At 41.6% G+C, this 20,459-nt stretch carries 18 protein-coding genes; 14 read left to right on the forward strand and 4 right to left on the reverse strand.

Features of this window, described 5'->3' with window-relative positions:
* Positions 1-126: 126 nt before the first annotated feature.
* Positions 127-1,152: a hypothetical protein gene (locus tag M9899_10740; GenBank protein MCO5114633.1), complete on the forward strand. Its 1,026-nt coding sequence runs from the start codon at positions 127-129 to the stop codon at positions 1,150-1,152.
* Positions 1,153-1,277: 125 nt separating this feature from the next.
* On the opposite strand, the gene M9899_10745 is transcribed toward M9899_10740, so the two are convergent.
* Positions 1,278-1,742: an EVE domain-containing protein gene (locus M9899_10745; protein MCO5114634.1), complete on the reverse strand. Its 465-nt coding sequence runs from the start codon at positions 1,740-1,742 to the stop codon at positions 1,278-1,280.
* Between the two features lie 395 nt (positions 1,743-2,137).
* Here M9899_10745 and fumC point away from each other — a divergent pair, with 395 nt between their 5' ends.
* The 8 genes from fumC (at position 2,138) to ahcY (ending at position 10,371) form a co-directional block, all read left to right on the forward strand.
* Positions 2,138-3,526, forward strand: a complete 1,389-nt coding sequence (gene fumC, locus M9899_10750; GenBank protein ID MCO5114635.1) for a class II fumarate hydratase — start codon at positions 2,138-2,140, stop codon at positions 3,524-3,526.
* 18 nt (positions 3,527-3,544) lie between these two features.
* Complete coding sequence (locus tag M9899_10755; protein ID MCO5114636.1) at positions 3,545-4,414, forward strand: hypothetical protein; 870 nt, start codon at positions 3,545-3,547, stop codon at positions 4,412-4,414.
* A 27-nt stretch (positions 4,415-4,441) separates the two neighbouring features.
* A complete protein-coding gene (locus M9899_10760; GenBank protein ID MCO5114637.1) occupies positions 4,442-5,158 on the forward strand; it encodes a hypothetical protein in 717 nt (238 codons plus the stop codon).
* A 5-nt stretch (positions 5,159-5,163) separates the two neighbouring features.
* Positions 5,164-5,484, forward strand: a complete 321-nt coding sequence (locus M9899_10765) for a BolA family transcriptional regulator (protein ID MCO5114638.1) — start codon at positions 5,164-5,166, stop codon at positions 5,482-5,484.
* 316 nt (positions 5,485-5,800) lie between these two features.
* Positions 5,801-7,480 (forward strand): energy-dependent translational throttle protein EttA, encoded by a 1,680-nt coding sequence (ettA, locus tag M9899_10770; GenBank protein MCO5114639.1) that lies wholly within the window; start codon positions 5,801-5,803, stop codon positions 7,478-7,480.
* A 62-nt stretch (positions 7,481-7,542) separates the two neighbouring features.
* Complete coding sequence (locus tag M9899_10775; GenBank protein ID MCO5114640.1) at positions 7,543-8,001, forward strand: SWIB/MDM2 domain-containing protein; 459 nt, start codon at positions 7,543-7,545, stop codon at positions 7,999-8,001.
* 88 nt (positions 8,002-8,089) lie between these two features.
* The gene (gene map / locus M9899_10780) at positions 8,090-8,872 is read left to right on the forward strand and encodes a type I methionyl aminopeptidase (GenBank protein ID MCO5114641.1); all 783 of its coding nucleotides are present in this window, start codon (positions 8,090-8,092) and stop codon (positions 8,870-8,872) included.
* Positions 8,873-9,021: 149 nt separating this feature from the next.
* Positions 9,022-10,371, forward strand: a complete 1,350-nt coding sequence (gene ahcY / locus M9899_10785) for an adenosylhomocysteinase (GenBank protein ID MCO5114642.1) — start codon at positions 9,022-9,024, stop codon at positions 10,369-10,371.
* A gap of 87 nt (positions 10,372-10,458) precedes the next feature.
* On the opposite strand, the gene M9899_10790 is transcribed toward ahcY, so the two are convergent.
* The gene (locus M9899_10790; protein MCO5114643.1) at positions 10,459-11,172 is read right to left on the reverse strand and encodes a hypothetical protein; all 714 of its coding nucleotides are present in this window, start codon (positions 11,170-11,172) and stop codon (positions 10,459-10,461) included.
* Between the two features lie 133 nt (positions 11,173-11,305).
* Complete coding sequence (gene orn / locus M9899_10795) at positions 11,306-11,803, reverse strand: oligoribonuclease (protein MCO5114644.1); 498 nt, start codon at positions 11,801-11,803, stop codon at positions 11,306-11,308.
* A 143-nt stretch (positions 11,804-11,946) separates the two neighbouring features.
* Here orn and M9899_10800 point away from each other — a divergent pair, with 143 nt between their 5' ends.
* The 4 genes from M9899_10800 (at position 11,947) to M9899_10815 (ending at position 17,510) form a co-directional block, all read left to right on the forward strand.
* Positions 11,947-12,120: a hypothetical protein gene (locus M9899_10800; GenBank protein MCO5114645.1), complete on the forward strand. Its 174-nt coding sequence runs from the start codon at positions 11,947-11,949 to the stop codon at positions 12,118-12,120.
* A gap of 15 nt (positions 12,121-12,135) precedes the next feature.
* Complete coding sequence (locus tag M9899_10805) at positions 12,136-13,371, forward strand: LLM class flavin-dependent oxidoreductase (protein MCO5114646.1); 1,236 nt, start codon at positions 12,136-12,138, stop codon at positions 13,369-13,371.
* 163 nt (positions 13,372-13,534) lie between these two features.
* Positions 13,535-15,505: a hypothetical protein gene (locus M9899_10810; GenBank protein MCO5114647.1), complete on the forward strand. Its 1,971-nt coding sequence runs from the start codon at positions 13,535-13,537 to the stop codon at positions 15,503-15,505.
* Between the two features lie 130 nt (positions 15,506-15,635).
* Positions 15,636-17,510 (forward strand): hypothetical protein, encoded by a 1,875-nt coding sequence (locus M9899_10815; GenBank protein ID MCO5114648.1) that lies wholly within the window; start codon positions 15,636-15,638, stop codon positions 17,508-17,510.
* Between the two features lie 127 nt (positions 17,511-17,637).
* Here M9899_10815 and M9899_10820 read toward each other — a convergent pair whose 3' ends face one another.
* Complete coding sequence (locus tag M9899_10820; GenBank protein ID MCO5114649.1) at positions 17,638-19,131, reverse strand: hypothetical protein; 1,494 nt, start codon at positions 19,129-19,131, stop codon at positions 17,638-17,640.
* A 214-nt stretch (positions 19,132-19,345) separates the two neighbouring features.
* Here M9899_10820 and M9899_10825 point away from each other — a divergent pair, with 214 nt between their 5' ends.
* Positions 19,346-20,359 carry a hypothetical protein gene (locus M9899_10825; GenBank protein MCO5114650.1) on the forward strand — a complete coding sequence of 338 codons (1,014 nt, stop codon included), beginning with the start codon at positions 19,346-19,348 and terminating at the stop codon, positions 20,357-20,359.
* Positions 20,360-20,459: the final 100 nt, after the last annotated feature.

A 20,459-nucleotide genomic window follows, 5' to 3' on the forward strand; every position in this document is an offset into this window, starting at 1 on the left:
ACAGCAACATTATAACTAGTCTTGCCCAGAATCATGACATTGTTAAAAGTCTACGCACTGATTTAAAAATCAGAGCACATACACTTGGTTTCAGATTTGCTTTACCCAATCTGTTGGGGGGAACTTATGATTTTTAAAAAAGCACTGGTATGGATTGCATTATTGGTTACAGTATTGACCTTTCAGAACTGTGAATTTCAAAGCTTTGATTCGTCAGAGGTCGAAAGAAAGGAAGTGACGTCAGTAGACCATTTCTCGGTGGACATTAAGGAGCATCCTCATGTGCTTGAAGGCTATCAGTACACCACTCAAATTAGAGCGCAATTAGATGTAGCCACAGGAATTGACGGCCATCAGATTGTGGCTAAGGATAAATTTATTATCACCAAGCAAACATCAGACACAAGTAAAAACACCTGCACCACTTCCTACAGTGTGTCTAGGGATGAGATCAGAACCCTACTTAAAGATATTGAAGATGCTCGCGTGGTGAAAGCTCTCAAGTCCTCAGATCTATGGATTGCCGATGCCGCTATTTATACTTTAAGTGTCAATCATGAGACAAAAATCTTACTCAGTAACAAGAATTACCAAGCAGGTGATTTGTACACGACAGATATTCAATTTTCTGATTTTGAAAAGCTACTTCAGCAATTAGAAGACAACATCATAGCCAAAAACTGTGAAGATGTAGCGATAGACAGTTTTGCCGTTACAATTAAAGAGCATCCTCATGTTATGACAGGACATAAGTACACTTCGTTTATTAAAGCATCTTTAGATTCTGCCACAGGTGTTGATGGCAAGGTGATTTTGATAAAAAATCAGTTTCTGATCACTAGAGAAGAGATCATCGCAGGCAAAGGAACTTGTGCCATGAGCTATAGTGTTTCTCGGGATGACCTCAGTTCAGTCTTAAAAAAGATCAAAGAGGCCAAAATCAACTTTGCCACAAAGCCTTCAGAAATCAATGGGGCTGACATGGCCATTTATACTTTACAAGTTGATAAAGGGCCTGTGATTTTACTCAGTAGTATAAACTATAACAAGGGTGATCATTATACCACCGACATAGGGCTTAAAGATTTTAGTCAAGCCTTGGATAGTTTAAGTCATAAAGTGATCTTTAATGGATGTGCGGACGAAAAATAGGGAGCTTGTCTAGGCAGCAAAAAGTCATAGGTGTAGTTGATATGAAATGATAACTAAATTCTGTAAAAACAATACAGGCTTTAAAGATAAAGAAAAATAAGAGAGGTGGGTTAAAAACATCTCTCTTATTTTTTTGCCAGTTTACAGATGTAATCAAATTGCTTAGGAGTAACAGGCTGAATGGAAAGGCGAGACCCTTTCTTTAAGAGCATCATGTCGGTCAGGGCTTTGTGTTCTCGCAATTCATCAAGACTAAGTAAGGTTTTAAACTTTTCTACAAACTTCACTTCCACACACTCCCAAATGGGCCTTTCGGGTGTGGCTTTCGGTTCAAAGTACGTGGATTTTTTATCAAAGGCCGTAGGGTCAGGGGCGGCTGGCTTAGACACCTTGGCAAGCCCCGCCACTCCAGGAGGTTTAGCGTTAGAATGATAAAATAAAACCTCATCCCCTATGCTCATCTCTTGAGTCATAAAGTTCCTAGCCTGATAATTCCTAACCCCTTCCCACAAGGTGGTCTTGTCTTTCTTCAGATCATCAATAGAAAACACCTCGGGCTCTGACTTCATCAACCAATACTTTTTGCTCATAATAAAGGCTCTCCATAAAGAAATAAAAAATATCAAAATCCAAAACTTAAATAAAAACAAGCAAAAAAAAAGAGAATAAACTATCAAAATTTAAATAAAAACTTCCCAATCTGTGCACCCCTTTGGCGAGGAGTTAGACTCTCTGTTTAGGTCGTTCCCTCACCGCGCGAGCGATGCGTATCCGACCTGCGTTAGCCTGTGGGACCGTTAGGTCCCAGAGGTTGATGCAGGCCGAAGACGCTTCGCACCCGCTGGTTCTGGGAACGACCTAAACAGAGAGTCTAACTCCTCGCCAAGCGCAGAAATGACACATAGGGGGATGGTGACAGGATTTTAACTGTCGTGATAAGGTGAATTCATTCAAAAAAATGAGTGTACCTAAGGAGTATAAGTGTATGGGTTTTCGTGTTGAAAAAGATTCTATGGGCGAGATCAATGTTCCTGAAGAAAGACTATGGGGAGCGCAAACTCAAAGGTCTTTAGAAAACTTTAAGATTGGTGGGGACAAATTTCCTCGCGAGATGATCCGTGCATTAGGAATTTTGAAAAAATCCGCTGCTGCCGCTAACTCTGACTTAGGATTATTAGAGGCTGAAAAGGCCAAAGCCATCATCGCTGCATGTGATGAGGTGATTGAAGGGAAGTGGGACGCCGAGTTTCCCTTGGTTGTATGGCAAACAGGCAGTGGCACTCAGACGAACATGAACACCAATGAAGTGATCGCCAATCGTGCGGCAGAAGTTTTGGGGTTTGCTCGCGGAGATAAAAAAGTTCACCCTAATGATGATGTCAATAAGGCGCAGTCGTCTAATGACACTTTCCCCACGGCCATGCACATTGCTGTGGCTGAACAGGTGACGAATAAGCTTCTGCCTGCCTTAAGAAACTTTTTGCAGTCTTTAAAACAGAAGGCCAAAGACTTTGAAGACATTGTTAAAATTGGTCGCACCCACTTTATGGATGCCACCCCACTCACTTTAGGGCAGGAGTTTTCTGCTTACGCCAAACAGATGGAACTGGGCATTGCTCGAGTAGAGGCAAGTCTTCCTGATGTTTTAAGTTTAGCTCTAGGTGGAACAGCAGTAGGTACAGGTTTAAACACTCATCCAGAGTTTGCAGACAAGGCCTGTGAGCAGATTGCTAAAGAAACAGGTTTAAAGTTTGCCTCTGCGGAGAATAAGTTTGAAACTCTGGCAGCTCATGATGCTTTAGTGCAAATGCACGGAAGCTTAAAAACTGTGGCTGTGAGTCTAATGAAGATTGCTAATGACATTCGTATGCTAGGCAGTGGCCCTCGCTGCGGGATTGGTGAAATCCAACTGCCTGCCAATGAACCAGGAAGCAGTATTATGCCTGGTAAGGTCAACCCGACTCAGTGTGAGGCTCTGACTATGGTAGCCGCTCAAGTGATGGGCAATGATGTAGCTGTCACTGTAGGTGGGAGTATGGGACAGTTTGAGCTTAACGTCTTTAAACCCTTGATCGTGTTTAATACTTTAAATTCAATTCGTTTGCTTGCCGATGCCTGCGACAGTTTTAGACTTAACTGTTTGGATGGCATTGAGGCCAACACAGATCAAATCACGAAGCACTTAAATAACTCTTTGATGCTGGTGACGGCTCTTAACCCTCATATTGGGTATGACAATGCGGCAAAGATTGCTAAAACCGCTTTTGAAAACAATACGACCCTCAAAGACGAAGCCATTAAATTGGGATTTATGACTGCCGAGCAGTTTGAACAGTGGGTTAGACCTGAAGACATGTTGGGGCCAAAGGCGTAGTTTTAAGGAGCAAAAAAGATGAGCTTTGAGCTTACACAGTATATTCCATGGTTAGATAATGAAAACGTCAGACCTTACATTTTGTCTCGACCTAAAAATATTCCTGAATATCCTGGGTCAGAGGTTGAGGATTTTGATTGGTTTCGTTCTTTAGATGTGGTGGTAAAAAACCCTTTTCATGTGGACGAACTTGAGTTTTCAGATTTGATCATGGATGTAGAGAGTCGCGCCTTTCATGAAGCGGGAATGGCTATGCCACGCTGGGTGTTTTTTGACTGCGCGATCATGCCTGGTTTTGTTGCTGGTTTTGCTCATCGCACGTCGACTTTGCCTGAAGCCGTTAAGAAAGCCATTGGTCGACCTATTACGGGCGAGTGGACACCTATCTCTCTCTTTATCACTATTCCTACTCAACGCCCTGGAGAGTGGGTGGCTCACAATTTAATGAGTGTGAACTCCATCCTAGAGAAAAAAGATCAGTTTTATGGTTTAGGGTTTTTAAGTAAGGCTTTTGGTTTATGGTATGGCAATATTGAAAAGTTATGTGGGATGACTCAGTGGGGAAGTCCAGCACTTAAACTGCATTGTCATTACGGTGATATAAAAATGTTAACTGCCTATACGCCTGTGCATTCACATGCAAAAACCATCACATACCAGTGCAATGTTGACCCTTATGTTTGGGAAAGTTTTTTCACTAAAAAGTATCATGATCATTTTGAAGAAAGGTTTGAACCTTCAGGTGTCATTGTGGATCATCAAAATTTAGAAAGTCTTTTGAGTATGCAAAAACTTTTGGAAGACAACGACAGAGGGTACTTCTTAAGTCCTGAGTTCATCCGTAAAGAATCTTTGCAGCAACCCATTCCAGTTTTTGTTAAAAAATAATCAAGTCACGCTTAAGAGGGGGAAATCATGAAGCATGTGGAAAGATTAAAACAAAGTTTAGTATTACCTGTAATTTTCGGACTACTTTTAAGTTTTTTTGTAGTACCTAGTCTAACTCAAGCCAGAAGTACGCAAGTGTCTGGAACTGGATTTAGCACTGTTGATGTCAATGCCGCTTGCCATGAACAGACCTCGTCACGTTTTATGAGAACAACAAGGAAAGACCGTCATGTCCCTTGTGATTGCAAACCTTTTAACGTGCATCAATTTAAGGGCAACCATGTTAGATATTTTGTCCAAGGTATTCGTAGCACTAAAGGTGCAGATGAAAAGATAGATTTAAATCGTGATGAGGCTCGTATGCTATGGAGAGCTTTTAACCCTAAGGTATCTGAAGACGCACGTCTTAAATTACAAGAGGAGATTTTAGCTAAAGGGGATCGTCTTGCTGATTATGTGGATGTGTTGACGGAAGGCCAGATGTGGCAGGGATTTAAATTTTCTTCTGAGGGCGATGTTCTGGAGGCGTTAGCTATCGCTAAAAAAGAAGAGAGTTATCCATTGCCGCATTATTTTGTAACTGGTGGTATTGCCTATGGCAAAAATCATACAGAAGGCGAGCTTGATATTGTGGTTTTTGAAAGAGCCACCTGTAAGGTCATAGAGGTGGGTGAAGCCAAATTGGGTAAAGGAACTAATGATGCCCGTAAACAGCTTGCTAGATTCAGAAATTTTGTTAATTAGTACCTATGAAGCCTATTGAAGCAGAAATCATCCGTATTTTAGAAAAAGAGTTTGCACCCTCAGTGCTTGAGGTTGTGAACGAAAGCGACATGCACCATGGCCCCAAGGGCAGAGAGTCGCATTTTAAAGTGTATTTGGTTTCTGATTCGTTTTCAGATATGTCTAGAATCCAAAGGCAACGTATAGTTTTCGCGGCTTTGGGTGATATTATGACTTCAATTCATGCTTTTACTCTTAAGGCGGTTACAAGATCTGAACACCAGTCCCAAGCTAGTGGTTTTGAAAGCCCTAAGTGTGCTTCCGCTTCTCATAAAAAGCTTTTATAGAGAGAGCTTGTCGAGTTGATTTTTAATCGAAGTAAACAGTTGATTTTTCTGAGAGGATTCCTCTTTTTTAGTCTCAGGCTTAGGGGTCTTTACCTCTGTTGTGGGCTCTATGATGTCCCAGACCTCTAAGGCTTTCATAAGTTCTTGGCATAAACTAGGGATTTTCCCTTCTTTTCCTGATGACATTCATATATTGTTAGAAGTCATTGGGCTTTTGACAAGTAAAAAGTCTCTGTTATTAAACAGGATGTAATAACCATTAAAAAAGTCTCTGTAATCAAACAGGGCAGAGTAACTACTAAAAAGTGAGGGCGTAATGGCTGAAGAGATCATATATACGATGAAAGGTGTGGGGAAAGTGATTCCTCCCAACAAATATATTCTGAAAGACATCTATTTATCGTATTTTTATGGCGCAAAGATCGGTGTTTTGGGTCTAAACGGAGCGGGAAAAAGTACTCTGCTAAGAATTATGGCAGGTGAAGATCAAGATTTTCTAGGAGAAGCCTTCCCTTCTAAAGACTATAAAGTGGGATATCTAAAACAAGAGCCCGAGTTGAATCCTGAGAAAAATGTCAAAGACAACATTCTTGATGGGATGGGTGACCTTCCCAAGTGGTTAGCAGAGTTTAACCGAATCAGTATGGAGCTTTGTGATGAAAATATCACCCCAGAGCAGATGGAGGCCTTGATTGAGAAGCAAGGGCAGGTTCAGGAAAAGATTGAGTCTGTGGATGGCTGGGAGGCCGATCAAAAGATTGAGCAGGCGATGGAGGCTCTTCGTTGTCCTGATGCTGAGTCCGATGTGACTAAGCTCTCTGGAGGAGAAAAGCGTCGTGTGGCTTTGGCTAGGCTTCTCTTATCAAGCCCCGATATTCTACTCTTAGACGAACCTACCAACCACTTGGATGCCGAGTCGGTGTCATGGCTGGAACATTATTTAGCGACCTTCCCTGGGACTGTGATTGCGGTCACCCATGATAGATACTTTTTGGACAATGTGGCGGGTTGGATTTTAGAGCTAGATCGCGGTGAAGGAATTCCGTTTAAGGGCAACTACTCATCTTGGTTAGACCAGAAGAACACACGTCTAAAGCAGGAGGCCAAGGCCGAGAGCAACCGTCAGAAGACTCTGGAAAAAGAATTAGAGTGGATCAAGATGAACCCTAAGGGGCGTCAAACCAAAGCTAAGGCTCGTATCTCAAATTATGAAAGTTTACTGAAAGAGCCTTCTAAAGAGAAACTCTCTGAGCTGCAACTGTATATTCCTCCTGGTCCTCGTCTAGGTAAGAAGGTCATTGAGGCGAAAAACATCTCGAAAAAGTATGGTGATAAGCTTTTATTTGAAAACCTTTCCTTTGATATTCCTCCTGGCGGAATCGTAGGGATTGTGGGTCCTAACGGTGCGGGTAAAACCTCTTTGTTTCGTATGATTGTGGGACAAGAAAAACCAGATTCAGGTGAAATCCAAGTGGGAGAGACCGTCAAATTAGCGTATGTGGATCAGTCTCGTGAGTCTTTAAACCCTGATAAGACAGTATGGGAAGAGATATCTGGGGGCGAAGACGTTATGAAGGTCGGGGATCGAGAGATGAATTCCAGAGCGTATGTGTCGAAATTTAATTTTTCTGGGGGTGACCAGCAGAAAAAAGTAGGAGCCCTCTCTGGAGGGGAAAGAAACCGCGTGCAACTTGCAAAATTATTAGCTGGTGGGGCCAATGTGATCCTTCTTGACGAGCCGACAAACGATCTTGATGTGAACACGATGCGCGCTCTGGAAGAGGCTTTGGAGGAATTTGGGGGTTGCGCTTTGATCATCAGTCATGACCGTTGGTTCCTTGATAGAGTGTGCACTCACACTATGGGATTCGAGGGGGAAAGCCATGTAGAATTCTTCCACGGAAGCTATTCTGAGTATGAAGAGAACCTAAAAAAACGTTTAGGTGTTGATACTCTTCAACCGAAGAGGATTCGTTATAGAAAAATATCTAATTAAGTGTTTACAAGATAAAACTTTTAGATATCATATTCTATGTACGGTTATAGGAGGAATTAACCATGGCGAAAAAGAAAAAAGCAACTAAGAAGCCAGCTGCTAAGAAAAAAACAGCTAAGAAAACAACAAAAAAAGCGGCGAAGAAAAAGCCTGCAAAGAAAGCTGCTAAAAAAGCAACTAAGAAAAAGACGACTAAGAAAGCTGCTAAAAAACCAGCTGCTAAGAAAACTGCAAAAAAAGCCGCTAAGAAACCAGCTAAAGCTAAAACAAAAAGAAAGCCAAATGCAGCTTTCATGAAAGCTTTAACTCCAAGTTCTCAGTTAGCTGAAGTAGTAGGTTCTAGCCCACTACCAAGAACTGAAGTTGTTAAAAAACTTTGGGTTTACATCAAGAAGCACAATCTTCAAGATCCAAAAAACAAAAGAAACATCATTGCTGATGCGAAACTAAAGCCAGTATTCGGTAAGCCATCTGTTTCTATGTTTGAAATGACTAAAATCGTAAGCAAACACTTAAAATAAGCATATTTTGCGCTCAAGGCGTATAAATATTCTGAAAAGAAAAGAGTCTCGGTTGAGGCTCTTTTTTTTTTAGGGTATGGTTCCCTCTATGGATGAAAAAACCTTAGCCTTTATTGAAGGCATGAGAATAGTAGGCCGTTTGGCTGCCGACACTTTACGTGGAGCAGGTGAACTCGTAGCACCTGGAGTGACCCCCAATCAGATTGATAAGTGGGTCTATGAGTACACTATGGACCACGGGGCTACCCCTGCCACTTTAAATTATCATGGTTACCCTAAGTCGATCTGCACTTCGGTCAACGAAGTGGTCTGTCATGGTCTTCCTGACGATCGCCCTTTAGAAGAAGGGGACATTATCAATATTGATGTGACCAGCGCGTATAAGGGCTTTTTCGGAGACAACTCCGCGACTTTTTATGTGGGTGAGGTGTCTGACGCTGCTAAAAGAATCACTGAGGCCGCTTACTGGGCTATGCACAAAGGCATAGAGCAGGTGGCTGCGGGCAAGACCACTGGGGACATTGGATATGCTGTAAACAGATACTGTACCCGTCAGGGCTTCTTCCCTGTCGAAGACATTGGGGGGCATGGTATCGGAACGGTCTTTCACTCAGAACCTTTTGTGCCTTCAGTGGGTAAAAAAGGGCGAGGTTATGTGTTAAAGCCCTGGACCTGCATCACAGTCGAACCCATGGTCAATGAAACTTCGGCCCATTTAGATGAGCGCGCTATTCCTGGCTCCACCCATCACGAGTACTTCACTGCTGATAGATGTTTATCCGCACAGTTTGAACATACATTGCTAGTGACAGACAAAGGGTATGAGATCATGACACTGACCTCAGAAGGCAAAGAGGTTCGAACTTTTTAAACAGGAAGGTGCGCTTTAAACTTGGGGTTAGATTTGAGGTATGTCACAATACGGTATTTAAGAAACCCCTAATATGTAAAACAGTTTGAATCTGAAACATGGAATTAGAATTGAGATAAAATTTACTTAAGGAGAAAAAGGTGGAGATTATGAGTAATACTGAGATGAAGGCCAAAGCAACTGTGGACTATCGCGTGTGCAAAGAGGCTATGGAAGACCCTAAAAAATTTGAAGAGCTAGCACGTTGGGGACGAGAAGAGATCACCATTGCTGAAACCGAAATGCCTGGCCTTATGGCTTTAAGAGCTGAGTACAAGGGTAAATCTCCTCTTAAGGGTGCTCGCATCACAGGATGTTTGCACATGACCATTCAAACCGCTGTGTTGATTGAAACTCTAGTGGACTTAGGCGCACAAGTGCGTTGGAGTTCTTGTAATATCTTTTCCACCCAAGACCATGCGGCTGTGGCTATGGCGGCAGCTGGGATTCCTGTTTACGCTTGGAAAGGTGAAACAGAAGAGGAGTACAACTGGTGTGTCGAACAGACCATTGTGGGTTGGGGCAACACTCCTGCCAATATGCTTTTAGATGACGGTGGGGATTTGACTAATATGATGCACGAACCCCGTTTTGCTGAAGAGGCCAAACAGATCATCGGTGTGACTGAAGAGACCACAACAGGTGTGCATCACTTGTATAAAATGCTTCAAGATGGAAAATTAAAATTTCCAGCGATCAACGTGAATGACTCGGTCACGAAATCTAAGTTTGATAACCTGTATGGCTGCCGTGAATCTTTAGTGGACGCGATTAAACGTGCTACGGATGTAATGATCGCAGGTAAAGTGGTTGTGGTGAATGGCTTTGGTGATGTGGGCAAAGGCTCTGTGGGATCTTTTAAAGGTCTAGGCGCGCGCGTGATCGTCACTGAGATTGATCCCATCTGTGCTTTGCAAGCTTCGATGGAAGGTTACGAAGTGATGACCATGGAAGAGGCGGCTGCGTTGGGTGACATCTTTGTCACTGCAACTGGATGCTGCGACATCATTGTGGGCAAACACTTTGAAAAGATGAAAGATGGCGCCATTGTATGTAACATTGGTCACTTTGATATTGAAATTGACATGAAGTGGTTAAGTGCCAACTCTGAAGTGCGTGAGATCAAACCACAAGTGGACTTACACACTTTAAAAAATGGCAACCGTATTCTTGTTTTAGCTAAAGGCCGTTTAGTGAATTTAGGTTGCGCTACGGGACACCCTTCTTTTGTGATGAGCAACTCTTTTACCAACCAAGTGATGGCACAGATTGAGTTCTATCAAAATCCTAAGAAGTATGAAATCGGCGTTTATATGTTGCCTAAACATTTAGACGAAAAAGTGGCGGCCTTGCATTTAGGAAAAGTAGGGGCGAAGTTGACTCAACTTACTTCTAAGCAGGCAGAGTACTTGGGACTTAAGCCTGAAGGCCCATTTAAGCCCGAGCACTATAGATACTAATTTATTTGTTGTTACAAACTTTAGGAAAAAAGGAGTCCCATGGGGCTCCTTTTTTATTTGTGAAATTATATTTTGGGACTTCAGCTTTTAGTAGAAAGTGGTTGAGAAGAGGGGTTCTATCTGTCCGTTTTGGGGGGTATAGTGTACGCCTATAGTAGGTGAGGAGAATAACTTTTCTGGTCTATACCATCTGACACTGGCCCCAAATCCAAAGGCTCGCTCTTCGAGGGCGCTCATTCCAGCTTCTCTGAGCCATCCAAAACCAAAAGTCAGATCATAGGGTTCGTCAAAACTATAGCTGATGTCTACTCCAAGTTCGGAGGTGAGGCCTAGAAGCATTTTGCGATCTGTTCCATCCCAATTATGTAAAATAGCATCGAGGATGTTTAAGTTCGCAGCAAATTTAAAGCGGGAATGTTGAGGAATATAGTTGAAGAGAAATTGCAAAGCCATAAATTCTAAATCGACACCCTCATAAGTAGAAGTCGAAGAGCCATCATCTACAGTTTCTACTTTGTAGTTGGTTAGACTGTAGCCCAAAGACCAAAAGAATTCTTTTCCACGATAAAAGTTGTATTTGATATTAAAATTATAGCGGTGATTTTCAAGAAAATAGTATGTAAGGATTGTACCTATTTCTATACGATTTAAGACAGCATAGGTTGTAGACGAAAACAGGGCATGAGTTTTTAAATTTGCTCCTACAGCACGTTGAACAGCAAATTTCCCTTTAGGACGAGTCACGGCTTCTGCAGTAATATGAGGGGTAAATCGTGCCCGTTCATAAGATGTTTTTTCCAAAACTTTCTTCTGCGCCTTTGCTTCTGCGGGTGCAGGCTCTTCAGCCCACAGGCACATTGGCCATAAAAATAAAAAGAATAGCTTCAGCCAGGAATCCAAAATGTTTTTCCAACAATTCATCGATTCTATCTGTTTATTTGTTTTTAGAAGAAAAATTCACATAGGATAAATAAAATTTAAGTTCTTCAATGCTTTCGCGAATGTCATCCATGGCACGGTGGCCGTTTCTTTTTTTCATCTCAATGCCTTGAACCCAAAAAGGGATCTTCCATGACGTGACGTTCAGCAAACGGTAGTGAAGTGTGGCGGCAAAATCTTGCATGTGGTTGTCGATGAACAGGCGATCTTGACCGATGCTGTTTCCTGCAAGGATGGCGCGCTCTTCGGTAAAAAACTCTTTGGTCCAAGTGATCAGCTCTTGTTCTACAGTGTTTTGATCTTTACCACTTGGAATCAGCTCTAAAAGACCTGATTTGGCGTGATGGGTTTTGTTCCAGTCATCCATGGCATCTAAGATGGTTTGGTCTTGTTGGATCACCGCATGGTACTCGCTAAGTTCGTTAAAGTCGGTGTCAGTGATGATTCCAGCAACCTCGATGATCTTTTCTTTGGTGACATCAAGGCCTGTCATTTCGAGGTCCATCCAAAGGTATTTAGTGGGTCTTTTGTTTCTGAAATCCAATTTAGGCCTCCGAGGTGCTTAATTCTTAGGTTGAGGCTTAGATTTTAGCAAAATTTTTTTCGTGAGTCTCATAAAATATGGTCTAGGAGGACGTGACGCATATTTTAAGTGCTGAAAATCTGGCCAACTTTGACGGACTAAGATATGTGTTTTCCTTATGCGTAATTTGGGGCGGTGACAGTGGCAACGTCCAAGAAAATAAGTGGGTAAACGTTCAAGTGACAGATGGGTTAGCGGGCGAGTACCCTTATGTTTTAGATGTCTGATTTGGGGTGAGGTTTATGCAATTTGATATCTTTTTTTCGATCTGTCAGACAGAAGTCGATGGCTATATGCCTGATGAAGCCACTATGTTGAGGCAGTTTTTTGATCAGGTAAAATTAGCAGACGAGTTAGGCTATGGGACAGCTTGGATCGCAGAGACTCACTTAAGTTGTCAGACTCAGAAAAAAACTAGTTTTGCTGTGGTGCCAGAGTTTCAAGGCGAGATAGGTTTAAATACAGATGTTTTACAAATGGCCCATAAGACATTTTCTATAACCAAAAACATCAATGTCGGTTCGGCTATTAGAAATATTTTATGTAATGGTGGACCTATTGCTCATGCGGAAAGTATTAGAACTTTTTTAAAATTACACTCTTTAAACCCAGATGAGAAGCGCCGATTGCAAATCGGTTTTGCTTCAGGCCGATTTGACTTTGCCAACGAGCCTTACGGAATTCGCCCACGGTCCACTTGGGAAAAAACAGCTTGGCCTGCTCTAAAGGGAAAAATTTTATCTGAAGCCATCGAAATCTTTTTAAGACTTTTAAAAGGTGAGGTGATCAGTTCTGAAGATATACCTATTAGATATTTATCGGCCTCAGATTTTAGAACCCCCAAAGACTGGCAAACGGTAGTGAAAGACTACATCGCCATTGATCCTCAGTTTTCTGAAGATGGTTCCATTGCCATTCCCAAATTTTGGACTTTTGAAATTTTAGAACTGATTCCCAAAGAGGTGGATTTAAGTTTATTAGATTTAACGATTGGCACTCATGATCCTAATCTACAAAAATTAGCCAACGAGTTTTTGCCTGTATCCGTATTTAATTTATCTATCACGCCACAAGAGGTGATCGAAGCCACACATAAACGTATGGCTGAAGAGTTCAATGCTCAAGGTGGAGGGTGGACCAGAGGTCACATGCCCCGCACGGCTTTAATCTTTATGGATGACACCGAAGGTGCAAGTGAAGAGGAAAAAAACGCCAAGGCCAAAATCAAAGCCGAAAAAGCATGGACCAACTATTGGAAGGCCATGGAAGGAACACTTGACCCAGCAAAGGTGGCTCAGGCTGTGGGCAACGCGATTTACGGAAGCCCTACAGAGATCGCAAAGCAGATCAAGTCCAAGTACCACCCCGAAGACCGCCTGATGTTATGGTTTGATTTTAACAACCATGACAATGAGGACATTAAGCGGTCGATGAAAATGTTTAAAGAACGGGTGGTAACACTTTTGAACAGAATGTAGAATTTTAAAAATTTTAGTGTTACACATAAGTTTTAAAATAAGAATGTTGCGAAAATCTAAATATCCAAGTCACAGTTTCAAAATTCATTACAATACCGTATCAAACTGATTCAAATAAACGAAATTTTCTTATATAGTCAGACAAAGGTCCGAAACAGATATTATGGGAAAGTATAATTTTTTATATAAGTATTTTATAGTTTCTGCGTTAATGGTGTTCCCAATTTCCTATTCGGGCGCAGAAGAATCTGAAGACACTGGTGCTTTTGGCTTTGCTGCACCTAATTTTATTCCAAGTAAAGAAAATTTTTCAGAATGGTTTGACGACAGATTTCAAGGTGCAAAGGATTATTTTGGTAAAGAGTTAGCACGTAGTCATGGGCGTTTCGGTGCCTTAAGATTTACTCCCACTTGTGATAGTTTAGGGGGTAATTCAAATGGTAAAGATATTCAATTTTGTGATAAAGCTCAGTCCGAGATTAGAGGTTATTTAGTTGGGCAATATGCAGGGATTATTGATGAGAAAGTCCGAGAAAAAATAATAGAAAAAATTAAAGAATGCAGAACTCTTGATCGTGTTTATGCACAGATAAAAAGTAAAATCCAGGATATTACCACAGAAATTAAAAGTATTGATGGTCAAATCGCATCTGTAGTTGCGAAGCTTGAAGAACCTGATTTGACTGGTATTGCAGGTGCTGATGACGACGAAAAAACAAAAAAATTCTATGAGGCCAGAAGGAGAGAGCTGGACAGTCTGGAGTATAAAGCTAAATTGTTCAAAAGCAATATTGAGTTTTTAAAAACAGGAACGGGGGAGCCTCCTTATGAAAGGGATGGCCCGAATTTATCTTATATAAAGAAAAGATTAGATGATTATTGTGGACCTGTGGTTGTTCGACCCAGCGATTTTGGTGAGCAACAGACGGGAAGTCGTTTGCAGGTTAAGTATGATCCTGTAATGCCAGCTACAAAGGCCGAGATTGAGGTTGAAGTGGCTAGTGAAATTGTCGAGCCAGCGGCTGAAGTTGATGTCGAAAAAGAAAGAATTTCTCAGGCAGTAACGGTTGCGGATACTCAGGCCGACTCAGCAATCACTTTGATTCAAGGTACAGTTTCGAGAAAGGGTGAAGTCACAGGTGTGATTCCACAAATCAACCAAGCAAGAGAAATTATTGCAGCTGTTGAAGTGGGGCTTAGACGTGGTGGCGGCAACCTTGATAATAACGATGGTGTGTGTGTTGGTTTAGACTGCTCTACGGAACAACCACCCGTGGCGGCTCCTCCAGTCGTAGCCGCAGCCCCTCCAACTCAAAGAGGACCTAACGATGGAGCAGCTTATGGAGGAAATAATCCTTCTGACCCAGGTAAAAAAGACACCACAACAGATAATACAGGTGTCATGGCAAAAACCTCAGGAAACAATGGAAGTGGTGGATTTAATATGCCCTCTTTGGGTGGACTAGGATCAGGTACTGGTGGATCTAAGACGGACTATAATTCGCCGACATATTACGCCAAGACAGATATAAATAATGGAAATGCACCTAGTGGATTTACGCGCAATTGGAATGGTGGGTCCAATGCTTTTAATGGTTTAAATAATAATACTGGAACGGCAAATCGAGGTCCTAGTAGTACTGATAGTGGGTCAGGGACTGCTAATGCAGGATTTCTCCCTGCAGGAAATAATGGGGCTTCACACCATGGTGGTGGTGCAGGGGGAGCTGCTGGAAATTTAACGGGACAAAGTGGCGGTGATGGGACTTATTATGCTTCGTCTAGTAAAGTGACTTCAAGACCAGATAAAAAAGGCAACAAGCAACTCTACACTGCTAAAGATGAAAAAGTGGGAAGCACTAGTTTGGCTGCTCGTGAACAGGCAAGAAGAGCGGCCCTGGGTGCTCGTATGGACAAATTAAAAACCGAGAGCAAGCTGGCGGGTAAAGATGCCTTTGATCCTGATAAGTACATTCCAAAAACAGCAGCGGAAAGATTAGCTTTGGCAAGAGCTTCAGGGAAGCTGGGTGGCTTGCAAGCTGATGGTAAGGAATGGCCTAAGGACATCTCACGCCTACGCAATCAGAGCATTTTTAATTTGATGGGCAATGGTTATCAAAAACAATTCAAATAGTTTATGTTTTTTGCATAAACTGTTGCGAATAACAGTGATGTTTTTAATTAAATAGGTTTTATTTCTATATTTTGTCACATAATGAAACGTATTTGTGTTGAATGGTCTAGTAAAAACCGAAGAGTAATATATGAAAAGTGTAATTCGTGTACTTATCATAATTCTTTTGCCTCAGTTAGCCTTGGCTGATGGCGATGGTGGCATGTTTGGTATGTCAGCTCAACAGATGGACACCTTTGGTAGACGAATACGATTAGTTGAAGCTTTACAGGCCGAGGCTTACAGTAAATGCATAGGAGCTTATGGTTATAAGGATGAAAATTTTTGTAATCAGGTCTTTCAGGATAAGACCTTTGAAGCCTTAGATAAAGCGGACGATGCTATGTTAGCCAAGCTTGAAGAACGGCAGCGAGCTTGCCTTTACTTAGAAGCAGATAAAACTAAAACTGAAGGTGAAATTCAAGCTACTAAAGACGAAGTGGCACAGGCGGAAGAAGAAATTCAAAAGCTTGTTGAAGCCGTTATGGATGCAAGAGACAAAAATGTATCTAAAGAAGAAATGACGACTCTATTGGCTAAATCTTATAAACGTATAAGTGAACTACAGACTAAAGCAGATCAGCTATTGACAAAAATCAAAAAACTTATGGATGGCAGTGGCTCTTGTTCGTCTGCAAGAGGGAACACAGCAAAAGGACTTAAATGTATCGAGTCCCTTTTGACTTCAGAGTGTGCTCCTGCCGAATTGAAAAAAGATGAATTCAATGCGTCTTGTGATGATGAGTGTAAAGAGACCAAAAGAAATATCGATGATGCGCAAATGCAAGTGGCTGAACTTCAAGATGTTACCGTTGCGCAAGCTCATGTGGCACTGGTGAAAAACGTGACAGAGGATAGCCCTGAGTTAGAAACGTCTCGTGAGAACATTCGTACAGGTCTTGCGACTGCAACAGCAGATGCTCGTGATACAGAGGTTTTAATCACTGGTGGAACTTTACCTAGTGGCAATCAGCAAACAGATGGTTTAAAGCCAACACTTGTAGAGTCACAAGCTGCTTTAAGACAAATTCAACAGTTGCAAGGCATCACAGATAGTGATGTTGATAAAATACAAAGTGGCGGTTGTGTTGGAGCCAATTGTTCTGGCCCAGGTGGAGGTTCTCGAGTAGTGGTAGATACTCCTCGTCCAGGTCCTCAAGATGGTGCGGCTTATGGCGGTGGAAATAACGGCAATAAAACAGGTGATGGGTCTGATAATGGTAAAACGAATGCCATGGCCAAAACAGGTAGCGATAACAACGGCATGGGTGGGTTTGGAATGCCTTCTTTGGGTAGCAATACAGCAGCAGACTCTTCATTTGGTAAGACTGCGGATTACACCAATCAATATGGAAGTATAGCTAATAGATTTGAGGGTGGTGGATTTTCAGGAAACACACCTAGTGGATATAATGGCTTTAACCGTCCCTCAGTAAGTAATGGTCCTACAAGAAACTTAGCTAGTGTAGATTCTGGATCAGGTGGGTATAATGGATATTCACCCTCGGGAAGTGCTGGAGGGGGTTCTGGCGGATCAGCAGGTGGAGCTGCCTATATGCCGATGAATGATGGTGGTGGAAGCGGCGGTTATAATAATGGCAGCCAAGGTGCAAGCCGTCCTGATAAAAAAGGCAATAAACAATTATATTCTGCTAAAAGCGAAAAAGCAGGTGGCAGTGGCACAAGTTTAACCAGTCGTGAGCAAGCCAGAAAAGCTGCACTTGATGCCCGTATGGACAAATTAAAAGCAGAAAGTAAATTGGCGGGTAAAGATGCCTTTGATCCCGATAAGTATGTTCCAAAAACAGCAGCAGAAAAACTGGCTTTAGCCAGAGCTTCAGGTAAATTAGCAGGATACTCGAATAGTAAAGAGTGGCCTAATGACATTTCAAGACAGCGTGATCAGGATATATTTAACTTAATGTTAAAAGGTTACAAAAAGCATCTGCAAGAAAAAAATCTTTAAAGAATAAAAGTTCTGATGTAAAAAAATAGGAGTTCCTTTTGTGGAAACTCCTAATTTCTTATTTCTAACAATCATTTTATAAAAAAGAGAGTTAATATTCGTCTCTTAATTTTTAAGTGCTTAAGCTTTATTTTCTAAACGTATGATGAAAGCCATGAAATAGTCCGCGTTGATCTTCTTTAAAAGCCTTCGCATCTTTAATACGAAATTGTTCTAGGGCCTGCATCTGTTCAGGATAGGTCGGTCTAAATTTTCGACCTGACTGGCGATGGCGTTTTTCAAACTCATTAAGTTCGCGTTCTAGTTTTTCTCCGACACGATCAATAGCAAAGGTTAAGCGTACCACTTTTTGTTCCATATTTTTAGGCAAGCGTTCTGAAAAACCTAAATCCAGTTGTCTTGCAGTCCACGCAATTTGGGCTTTGATATAATCCACAGGGTAATAATAAAAACGATATTGATGCTTTTGCATCCAATCATACATGGCTGTCAGAGCCACATCCTTTTTTAAGATCGAAGGTGTTTTTCTTAAGTCTCTCCATTCTGCGATCAAGTCAAAGTTAGGATCGACTTCGATATCTGCAGGAGCAAAAGTGGTTTTACTTCGTATGCCCATAGTTTGAGTCATGTCATTCTGTTTCATCACTGTGGGGAACATAGGTAAGCGAATGCCAACGGCATCGTAAGCCATTGAAATGATCTCGGCACAAAAGATTTCGCTATGATCATAAGAGTTCATGGCAAAATCATAAGGAGGATTGTCATTAACAGAATAGGAGGAACGATTATGGGCTTGCATGCTTTGACGTTGGTATTTGGTCACATAATTAAAAATAGACAGTGCTGCATGGTGTGCGGCCTTGGCTTGGCCTCTAAAACGAAACAGCGCTACGCGAGCATTTCCATCTTGAGCGTATTTGGCAAAGCTTCTGGTAAAACTCCCCACTTCAATATGAGCCTCAATAGTAAAAACTCTGGGATCATTTAAAGCTTGAGCAATAGGAATCTCTGTCCCCACAGGAGCATTGATAAACACTTGGGAAAGATGAGAGAACTGCGCAGGGCTTTGACCAATTCTTGCAATCGCCGCACTGGTGTAGGCATTACCACGGCTTAACAGAAGATCCCCTGAACGTAGAGTCACGGTTTTGTTGAGAGACTGTAGAGCCTCTTTGGGGGACATCAATAAAGGACCTGCATTAGCATCAGTTTTGGCGTTAAAGGGAACGGGCTCAAGGGTGGTCACCAAAAAATAATCTTCAAAGTAACGGGTGATCACCAGCGCTTCACGAATGGCACTCACACATCCTGGTTGTGATAACCTTTTAAGTTGGTCGCGTAGATTGCGTTTTAAAGCAAAAGACTCTTTTAAAATAGCATCAAAATCACGAACTCCTTGGGCAAGATTAAAAAATCTTGGGTCCTTGCCTCTAAGCTCGTTCATAATTTGAGGCAAAGTCTTTTGACAGCTTTGATTAGTAAGCCCTGTACCTGTTAGATATTCATTAAAGGACTTTAAGGTGTTAAGTAAATCCGATTGAATAGAGGGCTGGGCATGGGCTGTCATAAAGCTGACACATACACTTAAACCCAGAAGGCTTTTAAGGACGTTAAAGCGCATAAATACTCCAATACTAAGAAAGACTGTCTCAGTTTAAAGCACAATGTATGCCAGCAAAGATAGAAATTGGGTATGATAAAGATAAAAATGTTAAGGAAGATATAAGCTTGTAAAAAAAATCTACGTACTAGGATGATATACGCCTAAATAAGACAGTAAATTCAAGCCTTTAAAAACCTATGATTTGGGCATGCTTATTGTATATAGAAGAGGTATGAAAACAAAAATCTATATATCAGTTTTAATCGCAAGCACAATCCTTACATCCACCGTGTGGGCTATGCCCAGCAACCCATGGAGTCGTTCCACCACAGAAGCCGCCAGCTCCTGTGAGAGTGGCCGCTGTTTAGCCACATCCCAAAAATCTAATATCATGAAATTCTGTGAAGAGTTAAAAGACCGAGCCTCTTGGACTCAAGATTGGCAATGTCAAAATACGGCTATTTTTGACGACGGAAATGACAGAAATATTTTATATAATCTTAGACGAAAACCAAAGAACTCATTAACTGCTGAAGAGAAAGCTATTCTGCAAGCGGCGGATAGATATGGTAACGTAGGCTTTTGTAGTAAAGCAGGGGGCAATGCGACTTTGATTATGCACAACGGTCGACCTGCGATTGTGACTTCGTCTCATATGTTTTATGATATTAAAACTGGAAAACCAAAATGTTCCAATAAAGAGCTTCAAAGTGCTTCTTATATGCCTAATGTATCTTATTATGACAGTGAAAATGGACAATATCCAAAAAGCCTTACACATAAAAAAATAGGTTTAGAAATGCCTCCTGTACCTATGGAAAGAAAAAAACTAGGTGCGGGCTTTAGGCCAGAAGATGACTTTGTAATTATTTATCTCAAAGAAGATATTACAAAAGATGTTATGCCTAATGGGAATATTCGAGGAGCTATGAGTTATGCTACTGGATCTGCTATGGGATCTGGTGAATTACATATGATCGGTATTGCTCCAGACATTCGTCAAGGATTAGCAACTTTACACCAAACGTGTAGATTTAAAGGTGTCAAGTTTGTAGGTTTGAGCCATGATTGTGATGCCGTTAGTGGTTCCAGTGGTTCCATGTTAGCAGTGATGCAAGATGGTGAATTAAGACTTCGAGGAATTCATATGGGTAGCTTTCAGGGTAATGACGTTGTTCCAGCTACAGACGATTACTTAGACTGGAACTTCGCTACCGATTTTGTTGGTAACAAACACTTGCGATAACTTAATATATATCGCAAACAACATTTCCCTTAGGCTTAATATTTTTAGAAAACCTCTGCTAATAAAGAGGTTTTTTTTATTTTATCCTCCAGTTATTTGA

The sequence above is a fragment of the Pseudobdellovibrionaceae bacterium genome, from assembly GCA_023954155.1.
In the GTDB taxonomy this organism is placed as follows: domain Bacteria; phylum Bdellovibrionota; class Bdellovibrionia; order Bdellovibrionales; family UBA1609; genus JAMLIO01.

Coding starts and splice junctions, on each gene's coding strand:
- M9899_10760 (MCO5114637.1), top strand. CDS start 4,442: ATGAAGCATGTGGAAAGATTAAAACAAAGTTTAGTATTACCTGTAATT.
- map (MCO5114641.1), top strand. CDS start 8,090: ATGGATGAAAAAACCTTAGCCTTTATTGAAGGCATGAGAATAGTAGGC.
- fumC (MCO5114635.1), top strand. CDS start 2,138: ATGGGTTTTCGTGTTGAAAAAGATTCTATGGGCGAGATCAATGTTCCT.
- orn (MCO5114644.1), bottom strand. CDS start 11,803: ATGACAGGCCTTGATGTCACCAAAGAAAAGATCATCGAGGTTGCTGGA.
- M9899_10825 (MCO5114650.1), top strand. CDS start 19,346: ATGAAAACAAAAATCTATATATCAGTTTTAATCGCAAGCACAATCCTT.
- M9899_10820 (MCO5114649.1), bottom strand. CDS start 19,131: ATGCGCTTTAACGTCCTTAAAAGCCTTCTGGGTTTAAGTGTATGTGTC.
- M9899_10775 (MCO5114640.1), top strand. CDS start 7,543: ATGGCGAAAAAGAAAAAAGCAACTAAGAAGCCAGCTGCTAAGAAAAAA.
- M9899_10815 (MCO5114648.1), top strand. CDS start 15,636: ATGAAAAGTGTAATTCGTGTACTTATCATAATTCTTTTGCCTCAGTTA.
- M9899_10765 (MCO5114638.1), top strand. CDS start 5,164: ATGAAGCCTATTGAAGCAGAAATCATCCGTATTTTAGAAAAAGAGTTT.
- M9899_10745 (MCO5114634.1), bottom strand. CDS start 1,742: ATGAGCAAAAAGTATTGGTTGATGAAGTCAGAGCCCGAGGTGTTTTCT.
- ahcY (MCO5114642.1), top strand. CDS start 9,022: ATGAGTAATACTGAGATGAAGGCCAAAGCAACTGTGGACTATCGCGTG.
- M9899_10805 (MCO5114646.1), top strand. CDS start 12,136: ATGCAATTTGATATCTTTTTTTCGATCTGTCAGACAGAAGTCGATGGC.
- M9899_10810 (MCO5114647.1), top strand. CDS start 13,535: ATGGGAAAGTATAATTTTTTATATAAGTATTTTATAGTTTCTGCGTTA.
- M9899_10740 (MCO5114633.1), top strand. CDS start 127: ATGATTTTTAAAAAAGCACTGGTATGGATTGCATTATTGGTTACAGTA.
- M9899_10755 (MCO5114636.1), top strand. CDS start 3,545: ATGAGCTTTGAGCTTACACAGTATATTCCATGGTTAGATAATGAAAAC.
- ettA (MCO5114639.1), top strand. CDS start 5,801: ATGGCTGAAGAGATCATATATACGATGAAAGGTGTGGGGAAAGTGATT.